The sequence below is a fragment of the Halorubrum laminariae genome, from assembly GCF_024494655.1.
Taxonomy (GTDB): Archaea; Halobacteriota; Halobacteria; order Halobacteriales; family Haloferacaceae; genus Halorubrum; species Halorubrum laminariae.
Window position 1 is genome coordinate 1 of the sequence record NZ_JANHDL010000001.1, and the last position, 14,166, is coordinate 14,166.

Genomic DNA, 14,166 nt, shown 5'->3' on the forward strand with positions numbered 1-14,166 from the left:
TCCAGAACGCCCGAAACAAAGCCGCCGACGCCGTACAGGGCGTCGTCGCCCGCTGGAAACAAGGTGAGTACGCGGGCAAACCACACTTCTCGAACCCGACCGCTGTGTACGACAAGCGGTGTGCGACTTTCCACGACGAGTACGTGTCGTTGGCGACCGTGGACGGACGCATCGAAGTCGAGTACGTCCTGCCAGACCCCGAGCGGGACACGCCCCACAGTCGGTATCTCGACAACAGTGACTACGAAGTGACGGGCGCAGAACTCCACTACACGGACGGCGAGTGGTTCCTTCACCTCCGAACAAAGGCGGAGGTGGAGTCTGACACGCCGAAACAGGCGATGACCGGGCACAGCACAGTCCTCGGTGTTGACCTCGGCGTGAACCAACTCGCTGTCACTTCGACGGGCACGTTCTGGAGCGGCCACGAGTTCGACCACTGGCGACGAGAGTACGAAAAACGGCGTGGCGACCTCCAGCAGTGTGGAACTCGGCACGCTCACGAGAACATACAGGCAGTCGGGCGCAAAGAGACGGGACGGTTCAAGATGATGCTCCACCGGATTGCGAACGGTATCATCGCAGAAGCCGTCGAGAACGGCTGTACGGTCATCGCCGTCGAGGAGTTGACTGGCATCCGCGACCGGCTCTCCGGTGCCTCGTGGGGACACAAGTGGGCCTTCGAGCGGTTGTACGAGTACGTCGAATACAAGGCCGAACTCCACGACATCGACATAGCACAGGTAGACCCGGAGAACACGTCACGCCGTTGCTCACACTGTGGGTTCACACACCCGGACAACCGCGAGGACGAGGGCTTCGAGTGCATGAAATGCGGCTACGAGAACCACGCCGACTACAACGCCGCGAAGAACATCGGATTGCGGTATCTCCGTCGTAACCAAACTGGGGACGGCGGAGGCGCACCCGTAGGCGTGCGCTTGAATCGCGGGACGTTGAACGCGAACGGAGAGTATGAACCTCCTGCCGGAGATTCCGGCCAGAGCGGGAGTCCACGCGAAAGCCCCATCCTCAACGAAGCGAACGGCGAAGCCGTGCGCGAGTAGGGTGGGGTAGTTTACGTGTGAGACGATCGCCTCTGTCGGGATCGATTGAGCGATTTTTTGCGAGCGACAACCGAACAATACCTTGTATATTCGAGAAAGCGTATAATGAACATAGGAACAACGTTAAGGTCTATCCCGCGGTACGAACGGGCATGGAAACGCGGAAGGTCCAACGGCTGGGTCCGTCGACGCTGGCGATGACCCTCCCCGCCGAGTGGGCGAAGGAACACGGCGTCAACAAGGGAGACGAGGTGTCGTTGCGGATGGGTGGAAAAGGAACGCTCACGGTGCTTCCCGAGTCGGTGAGCAGCGAGGAGTCGGAGGCCGTCATCAACGCCGACGGGCTCGATGCGCAGTCGTTAGAGCGGGCCATCGTCGCGCAGTACGTGCTCGGTCGGCGCGTGATCCACGTCCAGAGCGAAGGGACACTCGACAGCGAGCACATCAACGCGGTGTACAAAGCCGAGACGCAGCTGATGGGGCTCGGCGTTATCGAGGAGACGCCCGAGGACATCTCCATCCGGTGTTCCGTCGATCCCGAGGACTTCACTCTCGACAACCTGCTCGAACGGTTGGAAAACACGGGCTCGACCATGCGTGGCGAGGCCGTCAAGGCGCTCGCGCACGGTAACCCCGATCTCGCCCAGCGCGCGCTCAACCGCGAGCGACAGGCGAACAAGATATTCGTGCTCCTCCTGCGGCTGATCTTCACGGCGTACCAGAACCCGAACCTCGCCCGGGCGGTCGGGTTGGAGGAGGGCTTCCCGCTCATCGGCTACCGCTCCGTCGCGAAGAACCTCGAACTCACCGCGGACAACGCCGAGGACATCGCCGAGATCGTCATGGAGGCGGATGGGCACACTCTCGATGTCGACAGCGCGACGATGCGACAGATTCGGGAGTTCACCGATCAGGTTGACGAGCTGACGGCAGTCGCCGTCCGCGCCGTCGTCGAGCGCGACTACGACCTCACCGTCGAGTGCCGCGAACTGTTCGCCCGGCTGGAGGATCGCGAACAGGAGATCCTCGGCGAACTGCCGGCAGATCTGGACAACGACACGCTGCTCATGACCCGCGAGGTGCTCGTCAGCCTCCAGCACACCGCCGAGTACGCGATGCGAAACGCCGAGATCGCCGCGAACCTCGCGCTCAACGAGGAGTCCGACCACGTCGAGATCATCTGACGGGTCGCCCGTCGAGCGGTTCGTGTGAACTAAGTAGTCGCCCGCGAACCGACCCGTATGAGCGAAGCATCCATCGAGTCTGACAAGGGGATCGGCGTGGCACTCGCGTTGGGGGCCGTCGCGCTCGTCGGGAGCGTCGCGATGTTCGGCGCGCCGTCACAACTCGGCCGCGCGTGGGGGTTCGCCGCGGCATTCGTGTTCGCACTGTGTGCGGTTCTCGCCGTCCAGCTATACCAGTAGCGAGAACCGAAACGGTCGACGAGAAACGGTTAAACCCGTCACGCCCGTACCGCCGACAATGAGCGAGTACACCGAGGAAGAACAGCGGATCCTCGCGTACCTCACCGACAGCGTCACTCGCGGCGAGCGGTACGTCCGCTCGAAGACGATCGCAGACGCGATCGGTCTCACCGCGAAACAGGTCGGGTCGCGGCTCCCCCGGCTCGCCGAGAAGTCGGACGATGTGGACATCGAGAAGTGGGGTCGCGCTCGGTCGACGACGTGGCGAGTGACACCGCAGAGGTAATCGGAGACGCGGCAGGACCCGCGGGCAGACTCGCGTATTTTTAACCCCCGTGGTACCAAGAGTGAGTATGACAGTCCGAGTCTCTCGGACGTTCGAGTTCGACGCGCCCGCTGAGGACGTGTGGGCGTTCATCTCGGACGCCGAGAAGCGCGCCGGTGCGATAAGCGTGGTCGACACCTTCGAGGTGCACGGCGACGGGAACGCGACGTGGCACGTGGCGCTTCCGATTCCGGTGATCCGGACGACGATCGCCGTGGAGACCGAGGAAGTCGCACGCGACCCCCCGAACCGAGTGAAGTTCGTCGGGAAGTCGCGAGCCTTCCGCGTCACCGGCGAACACGAGATCACGGAGACAGACGGCGGCTGTCGGCTGGCCAACGAGTTCGTCGTCGACGGGCAACTCCCCGGTGTCGAGTCCTTTTTCGAGCGCAACTTCGACGCAGAGCTCGACAACTTGGAAGACGCGCTCCGAGCGTCGCTGGGATCGCCGGTATGAGGATCGCGTGCGTGCAGCTCGGTGTCGAGGGAGGCGCGGTCACGGCCAACGTCGAGCGCGCGCTCGCCCGCATCCGGACGGCCGCGGCGGCGGGCGCAGACGTGGTTGTTCTCCCGGAACTGTTCGACGTCGGGTACTTCGCGTTCGAGGCGTACGCGCGGGCCGCGGAGAGCGTCGCCGGCGACCGGCTCTCGCGGTTCGCGGCGGCGGCGGCCGACGAGGGCGTCCACGTGCTCGCGGGGACCGTCGTCGAGGACCTCGCGGCCTCCGCGGCCGACGGCGTCGTCGTTCCGGCAACGGAGGGACTCGCGAACACCGCCGTCCTGTTCGACCGCACTGGCGACCGCCGACTCGTCTACAGAAAGCGCCACCTGTTCGGGTACGGGTCAGAAGAGACGAACCGGATGGTCCCCGGCGAGTCAACGCCGGTCGTCGAGATCGACGACGTGTGCGTCGGGGTGACCACCTGTTACGACCTCCGCTTCCCGGAGCAGTTCCGGCGGCTGGTCGACTCGGGGATCGACTGCGTGCTCGTACCAAGCGCGTGGCCGTACCCCCGAGTGGAACACTGGCGCACGCTCGGCCGGGCCCGCGCGATAGAGAACCTCGCGTACGTCGCGACGGTGAACGGGAGCGGCACTTTCGACGGGGACGCGCTCTGTGGACGGACGTCCGTCTACGACCCGTGGGGAACGACGCTGGCGTCGGCGGGCGACGAGCCGACGACGGTGACCGCAGACGTCGATCCAAACCGCGTCGCGACCGTCCGCGAGGAGTTCCCGGCGCTTCACGACCGCCGATAGCGTCGTGCTTCTCGCGTGCTCGCCAGCGCGATAGTGGGTCGACCGACTGCGTCCGTCGACCGCCTCATTTATACCGGAGAACATCGTACGTGGACATGCCGAAGTCCGACGCTTTTCTCGTTGGAGTTCGGTAACCAAACCACGCGCGCCCGTCCCGACCGCTCGGGCGGCGACGCCGCACACAGCCCGGGGGTCCGCTGTTCGGCCGCCGCCCGCCCGCCTCTCGCTTCGCTCGCCTTTCGCCTCCCCTTTCGTCGCCGACTCCACGATATCAGGCCCGTGTCTCGTGTCGGTTCGGTCTGGGCCATCTCGTATCGATTGTGATAATTTGACCAGTATATTCTTATATCGGTGTCGGCAGGTGTGAAACGCCGCGGACGAAGCCGGCCGGCCCCATCCCGACGCCGGGCGGGCCGGTCGGACACTCGCTTCCACCGTCCGTCGTCCGCCGGCTCACGGCGTCGGGTCCGACCGCTCCCACACCGTACCCGACCCGTTTCACGGCACCCGAACACAACCCCTGTCATCGACGTGCGTGGTGCCGATCCCCCCACTTTCATCGATTCCGCGTCGAGTGAAATCTGTCGACCGCGCGGCCGACCGCTCAGGCGGTGACGGAATCGGGTTCGTTACCTCCGAGACGCGCGACGAACCGGGGTGAAACGCAAGGACGAAACCCCCGCGTCTCGAATCGGCGCTTGAATGTTTCCCCGCGAGTATCGTGGCGTCGCCTTCGTCGTCGGCCTGTTTCTCGTCGTGCAAATCGGCGCGCTCGCGCTCGTCCCCGAGTTCGTCGAGAGCGGCTATCAGGCGGTCGAGAACCCGAACGACCCGACGAACAGCCTCGTGTACATCCTCGCCATCCTCGCAATGACGGGGCTAATGCTCGCCGCGTTTCGGTACGACTTCGATCACGCGATCCGGCTGTTGATCGTCGGCGTCTCGGCATGGCTCTCGTGGTACGTCTTCTCGGCCGTCCTCTCGCCGATCGCGGCGGCCGTCCCCGCACTCGCGGTCGCCGTCGCGTTGCTCGTCTACCCCGAGTGGTACGTGATCGACACCGCCGGCGTGTTGATGGGCGCGGGCGCGGCGGGGCTGTTCGGCATCTCGTTCGGTCTCTTGCCGGCGTTAGTTCTGCTCTCGCTGCTTGCCGTCTATGACGCCATTTCCGTGTACGGCACCGAGCACATGCTGTCGCTCGCGGAGGGCGTCATGGATCTGAACATCCCTGTCGTGCTCGTGATCCCGCTATCGCTGTCGTACTCGCTTCTGGACGCCGACGAGTCGGACGAGGCCGATGATGCAGACCCGACCGAGACCGCCGCAGACGACGAGCGCGATATCGACGGGGACGACGAGCGCGATCCCACGTCAATCGAGGACCGCGACGCGTTCTTCATTGGACTCGGAGACGCGGTGATTCCGACGGTGTTGGTCGCGAGCGCGGCGACGTTCTCCCCGGCGTCGAGTTTTGCAGTGCCGTTCGTGGGGCTGAACCTCCCCGCGCTATTCGCGATGATCGGACAGATCGCAGGGCTGCTCGTCCTGATGAGCTGGGTGATCAAGGGCCGTCCCCACGCCGGACTCCCGCTGTTGAACGGCGGTGCCATCGGCGGGTACCTGATCGGATCTATTGCGGCAGGCGTCTCGCTGGTCGAGGCGCTCGGCCTCTCGGGACTCGTTTGAGGTGCGCGAGGCAAGCGGCCGCGGTCACGCGGACCGCTGACGGATGTCGTAGACGCGGCCCCCTCCACGCGAAGTCGTGGGGAGCCGCGATACCGAAACCGTGAGCCCAGCAGAAGGCTCAGAGCGGAATGACTCGGTCAACAGGGACGACCACGCGAGTGTGTTGCGGTGTCGGAGGTAGATCCCGCGACGTGTGGATCAATTTATAACAGAATATACACTGTTTTGTTGAATAGACAACAAACAATAACAATAAGATAAAGGAGCAGTGCGAAAAGAGATCCGTAAAGAATGAATTTTATAATAATATAGAAATAAAAATGTGATAAATGAGTTTGTCCCTATATTTTTACTAAATTCTAAAATATACAAAATGAAATTTATCAGGTCCACTACGATGGTAGAAACATGACGAGAAAAATATTCATCTATATATATTATGTGTCGTCAGGATGAATAGTCGAGAGGACCGGAACGGACGCGTTGAGGATGATCGACTGTGCAGCGCTACCGAACAGCACTTTACCGGTTTGCGAGCGTCGCTTCGGGCTCACGACGATGTATCTCGCGTCCTGTTCGTCGGCGTATCGCACGACCTCTTCTGCGGCTCCGCCGACGAGACCGACCGTCTCGTAGGGGACACCGATGTCGGTGATCGCCTCTTCGGCCATGTCGCTGGCCGCCTCGCGAATCTCGTTCATGTCTTTCGGTTCTTCGGCCTGCGCGCTGGTAATTCCGAGGTCGAGGAACTCCGACCGCGTCAGGGCGTGCACCACGTGAACGGTGTCGTCGAACGCCGCCGCAAGTTCGGCTGCCTCGTCGACAACACGTGATGCTCTCTCGGACCGATCGACGGCTGCGATGACTGGCATACGCTTCAATTCCGTACCGGGTATCATATAGCTTTGGCGACCACACCGCCAAGGGCTCGACGCGAGTTACCGCAGCCTCAGTTTCACTCATAGTGAAAGATATGCTCGTTTACTGATTGAGAATTACATTCATATGATTGTAATTATTCTAGCGTATACGGATATTCACCCAGATATTTTCAGCAATGATGAAATAGTGGATCTGAAATCGACTCGCGATATGTGGATCCTGTGTGCGTGATGCGATGCCGAAGGCTACGCGGACACCGGACCATCAAAAACATCGTATCGCGGAAGCCGACGCGGCGAGAACTACTCGCGGATCGCCCGCACGGCGGGCAGGAGAACCGTTCCGACGCTCAACAGGAGGATAACGAGCGCGATGGGGCTCGTGAGGAAGATGTCCGGAGAGCCGTTCGACAGCTCGAGCGATCGGCGTAGATTCTCCTCGGCAATCGGCGCGAGGATCAGTCCGAGGACCATCGGCGCGAGCGGATACCCGCGGAGGCGCATCGCGTAGCCGAGCACCCCCGAACCCAGCATGATCCACGCGTCGAACAGGTTCCCCCGGAGTGCGATGGCACCGATGACACAGAGCAGCAGGATGATCGGCCAGAGGAACTGCTTGGGGATGTTGATGAGCCGCGCCCAGTAGTTGGCACCGAGCAGTCCGAAGACGAGGATGAACACGTAGATGAGCAGGAATCCGACGAATATCGTGTACAGCAGCTCCGGCTCGTCTTGGTACAGTCCGGGACCGGGATTGACGTCGTGGACCAGCAGGGCACCGATGAGGATCGCGGAGACGGAGTCACCGGGAATACCGAGCGTCAGCGTCGGGATGAGAGCGCCCCCGGTGCTCGCGTTGTTTCCCGACTCGGCGGCGGCGACGCCGCGGACGTTACCCTCTCCGAACGCGGGCATCGCGTCTTTGATCCACCGCGTCGCTTCGTTGTAAGTGATGAACGCGGCGATATCGCCGCCGGCACCGGGAATCGAGCCGATGAGCGATCCGAGGACACCGCCGCCGGCACTCACGGGGAGGATCGCCTTCAGGTCCGAAAGGGAGGGGAACACCCCAGAGACGTCTTGATCGACCCGCTCTCTGTCGGCTTGGATACCCTGTCCGTACTTCCGGAACCCCTCGGCGATGCCGAACAGCCCGATCATCACCGCGATGAATTCGACGCCGGTGAGAAGCGCGGGGAGGTCGAACGTGAATCGGTGGTACCCGGTGACCGGGTCGATCCCGACCGTCGCGATCAGCATCCCGAGCAATCCGGAGACCATCCCCTTCGTGACGGAATCGCCGCTCACGCTCGCGATGATCGTCAGCCCGAACACGGCGAGCGCGAAGAACTCCGGAGACCGGAAGCGCTGTGCGGCGTCGGCAATTATCGGCGAGAAGAACATCAGCGCCAAGACGCTGATGAACCCACCGACGAACGAGGCAATCGTGGCGACGCGGATCGCCCGTCCGGCTTCTCCCTGCTGTGACAGGGGATACCCGTCGAAGATGGTCGCCGCCGCGGACGGGGTACCGGGAGTCCGAATGAGGATCGCTGGGATCGATCCCGCGTAGACCGCACCGCCGTAGATGCCGAGAAGCAGCATCATCCCGTTGGCGGGGTCGAGCGTGAACGTGAACGATAGGAGCACCGCGATCGTCATCGTCGCGGTCATCCCGGGAATCGATCCCATCAATATCCCGAGGAGGATACCGAGAACCATCAGCGCGATGGAGATCGGTTCCGTCGCGTTGAGCGCGCCTTGGACGATGTACTGGACCGTCATCAGAGTCCCACCACCAGCGGTAACTGCGGCAGCAGCCGGGACACGGGAACGATCGCCTCGGGGAGCCGAACGAGGAATACCCGTCCGAAGACGTAGAACAACAGCGTCGGCACCCCGAGTGAGAGCACGAGAAGGAGCGGCGGGGATCGGATGGCAGAGTAGTACAACAGCGCCCCGAGGAACAGCATGGAGCCGACCCAGAAGCCCAGAATCGGCATCGAGACGACGTACACGACGAGGAGTCCGAACACGACGGCGGGCGGCCGCATGTCGATATCACTAATTTCGAGTTCGGATTCCGCCCCGTTCAGCATGTCCGCGACGGCGAAGACGATGATCCCGATCGACGTGACGATCGGGAATAAGCTCGGTCCGAACAGGCTGTCGTCGGGGAATGAACTCGCCGCAACGATGACCACGAGCGAGACGAGGACAAACCCGACCGACAGCGGGTTCGACACGAGTGTCCCCACGGAGACACGATCGATTACGTCTGCGATCCGTTGTCGTACCATGTGTACTTCTCACTCGACATACAGGGAATATGGTTGTATAAAGCTACTGGAACATTCTACGCGGGCGAATCACGAGCGGGACGGTCGATCGCCCGTCTCAGCTGACGGACCGAATAGCGACCATCGCTCACACGCGCAGACTACTCGGATCTGAGAAGATCCGGCAGATTTAATTCTCGGCTTCGGACAACGGTAAGACGACTATGAGCGCCAGTAACGTAGTCGACGGAATCGACCAGATCCAGTTCGAACACGTTCGCGTGTTCGTGCTCGAAGACATGCCAGAGCCCGGATCGATCACGCTCGTCGACACCGCGTTCGACGAGAACGGCGCGGAGCTCGTCAACGTGCTAGAGTCTCGATACGGCGACGTTGACCGCGTGATCCTCACTCACGGTGACCACGGACACCACGGCGGGCTCTCCCACGTCGTGGAGGCGTTCTCACCGGAAATCGCGGTGCCGGCCGAGGAGTCGAAGCTCTACGACCACTTCGAAGAGGCGGGACTCGACATCGAGCCCGATATCGCCTACGAGGACGGTGACGTCCTCGACGGCAACATTCGAGTGATACAGGTCCCCGGTCACACGGAGGCCACATCGGCGCTGCTGCTCGAAGACAGAGACATCCTGATCTCCGGCGACGTGCTCGACGGCTCGGACCGCGGGGGGCTTCCCGCGGGGTACCTGCTCCCGCCGCCAGCGCTTTTCAATGACAGCCACCGAGACGCAGAGCTGAACCTCTACGCACTGCTCGACTACGACTTCGACACGCTGTTGGTCTTCCACGGGTCACACGTCTTCGACGATCCGAAGCAGAAGCTTGACGACTACCTCGTCGAGCGCGAGTGGAACGAGTGGGATCCGCGAACTGACTGATTTGGACTCTGCAAACGGACTAACTCGAAATCTGCGGACGGACTGACTCGGTTTCGCGGTCGGCGTTTCTCACGAGACAACGACACAACGGCGGCCCTATTCTCGCAGGACGGACACATCGAACACCGGCTTACACGTCTCACCGGCCAAGAACGTCTCGAACGCCTCCGCCGCGTCAGTGAGGGAGAATCGGTCGTCGAGGAACGTCTCGAGGTCAACGTCACCGGTGGCGATCAGTCGGAACGCGCGATCGAAGTCGCGGTACAGCGCGCTGTACGAACACTGCAGGTCGACTTCCGCGCGGACGAGTGGCGTTGTCGGAATCGATGTCTCACCGGCCTGTCCGACCAAGACGATCTGGCCGCCTTTCCGAACCGCGTCCGCCGCCATCGGCAGTCCCGAAGGATGACCGGTCGTGTCAAAGACGACATCGTACCCGATGCCGTCCGTGGCCGCCTCCCAGTACGCTTCCGCGTCGGTGTCCTCGATGTTCACGGTGTCGTATCCGAGTTCCGTCGCCAGTGGGAGTCGGTAGCTCGTGTCCCGGCCGACGCCGGCGACGGTCACCGTCGCCCCTTGCGCGTCCGCGACCTGTGCAGTGAGGAGTCCGATCGGGCCTGGTCCGGCGACGAGGACTCGATCGCCGGCACCGACGCGCGAGTTCTCGATGACCGCGCGCGTACAGACCGCAGTCGGCTCCGCGAGGGCAGCGTGCCGGGGATCGACACCGTCCGGGACAACCTGCAGCGACTCGACCGAGGCCGTGATGTAGCCGGCGTACGCGCCGTCTCGATCGATACCCGTCAGTTGGATGTCCTGACACAGGTTCTCCGCACCGGTCTGACACTGGAAACACTCACCACAGCCGCGGATCGGTCGTTCGACGACGCGCTGACCGGGAGCGAGCCGTGTGACCTCCTCGCCCACCTCGACGACGGTACCCGTGTACTCGTGGCCGATTATCGTCGGGACCGTCATCCGTTCGAACGCGGGCTTGAACTGGTATATCCCGGCGTCGCTGCCACAGAGTCCCGCGTACTCGACTTCGATGAGCGCCTCGTCTGCCGCCGGTTCCGGGCGGTCGACGGTGACGAGCTCCATACTCTCAGCGTCGCGGCTCGTTTTTGCGAGTCCTCGCATACCAATCGCTGGGCGGGTGTGTGTTATAACGTTTTGGTCTCGGACGCTCTGCGGAGCGCGCCACGCGGGCTTCCCGGTGCTCGTACACGCCAACCGATGGATCTCGCGGGCTGATTGCGGCACCGATCCAAATATTTATTATACATGGTCGAAAATGGGAGATCCGCATGCCAAGAGATACTAGCGGCCGAACCGCATCGAACAGGCGGACCTTTCTGAAGGGTGCCGGCATCACCGGACTCGCGGCGACTGCGGGCTGCCTCGATCAGCTCAGCGGCGGGCAATCCTGGCCGTCACGACCCGTCGAGATCGTCTCACCGTGGGCTGCCGGCGGCGGAGCAGACCGGACGAGCCGTGCGGTTGCCGACGCGGCAGAAAACTACACGGAGGTCTCCTGGAACGTCAGCAACCAGACGGGCGGGTCGGGTTCGGTCGGAATGAACGCTGCCGCCAACGCCGACGCGGACGGCCACACGATCGGCTGTACGGCTCCGGAGATCGCCCTGTTCGAGCATCTCGATATCGCCGATCTCAGTCCGGACGACATCACGCCGATCATGCAGTACACGGAGTTCCCCGCGACCCTGCTTGTCAACCAAGACTCCGAGTTCGGCTCCGTCGACGACTGGATCGCCTACGGACAGGACAACACGATCCAGATGGCGAACTCAGGGTTCGGGTCGTCTTGGCACATGGCCGCAGCGGGTATCGCGAGCGAGGCCGACGTGCAGGTCGAACATATCTCGTATGAGGGTGCCGCGCCCGCGATGAACGCCGTCGTGAACGGCGAGGTCGACGCCACCGCGGTCGGAGCCGCGGAGGCGGCACCGCAGGTGCAGGACGGCCAGCTCGAGGCGCTCGGGGTCGCGTTCAGCGAACCAGTCGCCGCGCTGCCTGACGTGCCGACGCTGGCCGACGAGGGCCTCGACATCGAGATCGGGTCGTGGCTGGCACACTTCGCGCCCACCGGAATCGCCGACGAGGTCCAACAGAGCCTCCTCGACACGTATCAGTCGGTGTACGAGGACGAAGGATTCATCGAATTCATGGAGAACAACGGGTTCATCCGGACGCGGCGGACCGGCGACGAACTCAGTACGTTCCTCGACGAACAGTACCAGTTCTACGGAGACCTCGTCGAGGAGCTCGGCATCAACGAGGAATAGAGCCACCGCGAACGAGATACGCTTCGCGTCCAGATAGAGCGATCCCTGATTTTCGGTCGTATTGGAAGACGCAGATGGGCGGCGACGAGAGATCGCAGCACCGGCGTCGTCTCCTCACCGATGAATTTATGCGTTGGGTCGACCTCGCCCGAAATGTGCACACGATCGAGCACGACATCGAGCGACCAGATCGGCGTATCGTCGACGCGTTCGAGGACGTTCCGAGCACGATCGTCTCCGACGTGACGGGGAACATCGGTATCACCATGGACGCCGGCATGAATCCCGCGGGCGACGGAGTTGAGATGGCTGGGACGGCGGTGACGGTCAAGGCGGCACCGGGTGACAACCTCATCATCCACAAGGCGATCACGATGGCCGAGCCGGGCGACGTGCTCGTCATCGACTGCGATGGGTACACCGACGTCGGCCACGTCGGAGAGTTGATGTGCGGCTCGTGTAAGGCGAACGGACTCGCCGGGCTCGTCATCGACGGCGGCTACCGGGACAGCCGCGAGCTCGCCGAGATGGACTTCCCCGTCTACGGACGCGGCGTGAACCCGCAGGGTCCACTCAAGCAGGATCCGGGATCGGTGAACGTCACCGTCTCGGTCGGCGGCGTGAGCGTCGATCCCGGTGATATTCTCGTCGGCGACGACGACGGGATTGCGGTCATTCCCGGCGACGGGGCCGAGCAGGTTCTCGACCTCGCGAGAGAGAAGATGGACGCCGAAGACACCACGCGCGAAGAGATCCAGTCGGGCGACTACCTCCTCGATCTGAAGGGGTACGACAAACTGCTAGAAGACCTCGAAGTCGTCGGCCCGGAAGATTCGATCCAGTAGCGACGCGGCGAAGTCGCGTCGAGGCGACCGCTTCATGCAGTGATCGGCCGCTTCACCACGAGCGAAACGGCCGACGAAACGAACTGACCAAGAACGCGGTCCACACCTGTGACAGGTATCGGGGCACGCGTACGACGGGGTCTCCGTTTTTGATCTGTTCTGATGACCGATACCGTGTCGCTATGCTACCAATTCTCGTACCGCGTCGTTATTCCGGCGGTCCGTCCCACTCTCCGCCGTCGTCGCGGGGTTCGTAGCCGAGAACGGCCTGTGCGTGCTCGATGTCGAACCAGCGAGCGGCGTTCCCGCTCACGGCGTAGAACGCGTCGTACGTGACCTCGTCGTCTTCGAGACAGCACTCGAGTAAGTGTGCGAAATCGCGCTGCGACGTCCACGAGGCCTTCAGCCGGTTCACCATCTCTTGGTACTCCTCGCTGCCGCGCTCCCAAGAGCCGGTCTGTGACTGGTCCCACACCTCGTCGTCGTCGACGCGGTGTTCGTCCCCGCGGTCCACTCCCCGCTCTGCGTCCCCGTACGGGTGGTCGTACTCTGCGGTTCGGACGCTCGAAATGCGCAGGGAGTACACCTGTTCCGGCGCGCCCTCGCGACGGGCGTGGACGCGACAGATGTGTTCGCCGAACATCTTCGACGCCCCGTAGTAGCCGTCAGGCTTGGGGAGCGTCTCGTGAGTGAGCCGCAGCGGGTCGTGTTCGCTCGGGTAGTCCTCGTCGTAGAGTTCGGGGGCGTGGTCCTCTTCGTAGAGACCCATCACGCGCTGTGAGGACGCGTAAATGAGCGTTTCGACGCCTGCGTCCTCCATCGCTTTGAGCACGTTGTACGTCCCGAGGATATTCGGGTCGATGATATCCTCAAACTCAGCACCAGCGTCGGACTGCGCCGCGAGGTGGATGACGGCGTCTTGTCCGTCGAACGCGGGACGCATCGCCTCGTAGTCGGCGATGTCTGCGACGTGCGTCTCGTAGTCTGGGTGGTCGCTTCGGTTGAGATACGTGAATTCGTACCGATCGTCGTCCGCAAGGTGGTTGAGGATCGCCTCCCCGGCTTCGCCATACGGACCCGTCACAAGGACATGTTGGGCGTCCATCGCTATGTGGCGCTCGTTCGTCGGGTCATATAATTCTTTGCATGAGCGGAAACCGATCCGAGGATAGAACCGCCCAGTCGGCGCTCGGC

General features: G+C 62.7%; 16 protein-coding genes. 10 read left to right on the forward strand and 6 right to left on the reverse strand.

The window, feature by feature from the left end; translation table 11 throughout:
- The 6 genes from NO887_RS00005 to NO887_RS00030 form a co-directional block, all read left to right on the forward strand.
- Nucleotides 1-1,067: RNA-guided endonuclease InsQ/TnpB family protein (locus NO887_RS00005; RefSeq protein ID WP_256416400.1), on the forward strand; the 1,067-nt coding region annotated here is incomplete at its 5' end.
- Between the two features lie 152 nt (nucleotides 1,068-1,219).
- The gene (locus tag NO887_RS00010) at nucleotides 1,220-2,251 is read left to right on the forward strand and encodes a phosphate signaling complex PhoU family protein (protein WP_256416401.1); all 1,032 of its coding nucleotides are present in this window, start codon (nucleotides 1,220-1,222) and stop codon (nucleotides 2,249-2,251) included.
- Between the two features lie 57 nt (nucleotides 2,252-2,308).
- On the forward strand, nucleotides 2,309-2,491 hold the full coding sequence (locus NO887_RS00015; RefSeq protein WP_256416402.1) for a DUF7525 family protein: 183 nt from the start codon (nucleotides 2,309-2,311) through the stop codon (nucleotides 2,489-2,491).
- Between the two features lie 58 nt (nucleotides 2,492-2,549).
- Nucleotides 2,550-2,777 (forward strand): DUF7123 family protein, encoded by a 228-nt coding sequence (locus tag NO887_RS00020; protein WP_256416403.1) that lies wholly within the window; start codon nucleotides 2,550-2,552, stop codon nucleotides 2,775-2,777.
- Nucleotides 2,778-2,844: 67 nt separating this feature from the next.
- On the forward strand, nucleotides 2,845-3,273 hold the full coding sequence (locus NO887_RS00025; protein ID WP_256416404.1) for an SRPBCC family protein: 429 nt from the start codon (nucleotides 2,845-2,847) through the stop codon (nucleotides 3,271-3,273).
- Nucleotides 3,270-4,076: a nitrilase-related carbon-nitrogen hydrolase gene (locus NO887_RS00030; RefSeq protein WP_256416405.1), complete on the forward strand. Its 807-nt coding sequence runs from the start codon at nucleotides 3,270-3,272 to the stop codon at nucleotides 4,074-4,076. The genes NO887_RS00025 and NO887_RS00030 overlap by 4 nt, the downstream gene beginning before the upstream one ends.
- A 343-nt stretch (nucleotides 4,077-4,419) precedes the next feature.
- Here the strand turns inward: NO887_RS00030 and NO887_RS00035 are convergent, their stop codons facing one another.
- Complete coding sequence (locus NO887_RS00035; protein ID WP_256416406.1) at nucleotides 4,420-4,557, reverse strand: hypothetical protein; 138 nt, start codon at nucleotides 4,555-4,557, stop codon at nucleotides 4,420-4,422.
- A gap of 221 nt (nucleotides 4,558-4,778) precedes the next feature.
- On the opposite strand from NO887_RS00035, the gene NO887_RS00040 reads away from it, so the two are divergent.
- Nucleotides 4,779-5,762, forward strand: coding sequence for a presenilin family intramembrane aspartyl protease PSH (locus tag NO887_RS00040; protein ID WP_256416407.1), 984 nt, complete (start codon nucleotides 4,779-4,781; stop codon nucleotides 5,760-5,762).
- 437 nt (nucleotides 5,763-6,199) lie between these two features.
- On the opposite strand, the gene NO887_RS00045 is transcribed toward NO887_RS00040, so the two are convergent.
- From NO887_RS00045 to NO887_RS00055, 3 genes are all read right to left on the reverse strand, one after another.
- Nucleotides 6,200-6,634, reverse strand: a complete 435-nt coding sequence (locus NO887_RS00045; RefSeq protein ID WP_256416408.1) for a universal stress protein — start codon at nucleotides 6,632-6,634, stop codon at nucleotides 6,200-6,202.
- A 312-nt stretch (nucleotides 6,635-6,946) separates the two neighbouring features.
- The gene (locus NO887_RS00050; protein WP_256416409.1) at nucleotides 6,947-8,428 is read right to left on the reverse strand and encodes a tripartite tricarboxylate transporter permease; all 1,482 of its coding nucleotides are present in this window, start codon (nucleotides 8,426-8,428) and stop codon (nucleotides 6,947-6,949) included.
- Nucleotides 8,428-8,943 (reverse strand): tripartite tricarboxylate transporter TctB family protein, encoded by a 516-nt coding sequence (locus tag NO887_RS00055; protein ID WP_256416410.1) that lies wholly within the window; start codon nucleotides 8,941-8,943, stop codon nucleotides 8,428-8,430. The genes NO887_RS00050 and NO887_RS00055 overlap by 1 nt, the downstream gene beginning before the upstream one ends.
- 203 nt (nucleotides 8,944-9,146) lie before the next feature.
- Here NO887_RS00055 and NO887_RS00060 point away from each other — a divergent pair, with 203 nt between their 5' ends.
- On the forward strand, nucleotides 9,147-9,821 hold the full coding sequence (locus NO887_RS00060) for an MBL fold metallo-hydrolase (RefSeq protein WP_256416411.1): 675 nt from the start codon (nucleotides 9,147-9,149) through the stop codon (nucleotides 9,819-9,821).
- Between the two features lie 96 nt (nucleotides 9,822-9,917).
- Here NO887_RS00060 and NO887_RS00065 read toward each other — a convergent pair whose 3' ends face one another.
- Complete coding sequence (locus NO887_RS00065; RefSeq protein WP_256416412.1) at nucleotides 9,918-10,961, reverse strand: zinc-dependent alcohol dehydrogenase; 1,044 nt, start codon at nucleotides 10,959-10,961, stop codon at nucleotides 9,918-9,920.
- 167 nt (nucleotides 10,962-11,128) lie between these two features.
- Here NO887_RS00065 and NO887_RS00070 point away from each other — a divergent pair, with 167 nt between their 5' ends.
- Entirely contained in the window at nucleotides 11,129-12,127 is a 999-nt protein-coding gene (locus NO887_RS00070; protein ID WP_256416413.1) for a Bug family tripartite tricarboxylate transporter substrate binding protein, read from the forward strand.
- Nucleotides 12,128-12,282: 155 nt separating this feature from the next.
- Nucleotides 12,283-12,972 carry a 4-carboxy-4-hydroxy-2-oxoadipate aldolase/oxaloacetate decarboxylase gene (locus tag NO887_RS00075; protein WP_256416414.1) on the forward strand — a complete coding sequence of 230 codons (690 nt, stop codon included), beginning with the start codon at nucleotides 12,283-12,285 and terminating at the stop codon, nucleotides 12,970-12,972.
- A 208-nt stretch (nucleotides 12,973-13,180) separates the two neighbouring features.
- On the opposite strand, the gene NO887_RS00080 is transcribed toward NO887_RS00075, so the two are convergent.
- Complete coding sequence (locus NO887_RS00080) at nucleotides 13,181-14,077, reverse strand: NAD-dependent epimerase/dehydratase family protein (RefSeq protein WP_256416415.1); 897 nt, start codon at nucleotides 14,075-14,077, stop codon at nucleotides 13,181-13,183.
- Nucleotides 14,078-14,166: the final 89 nt, after the last annotated feature.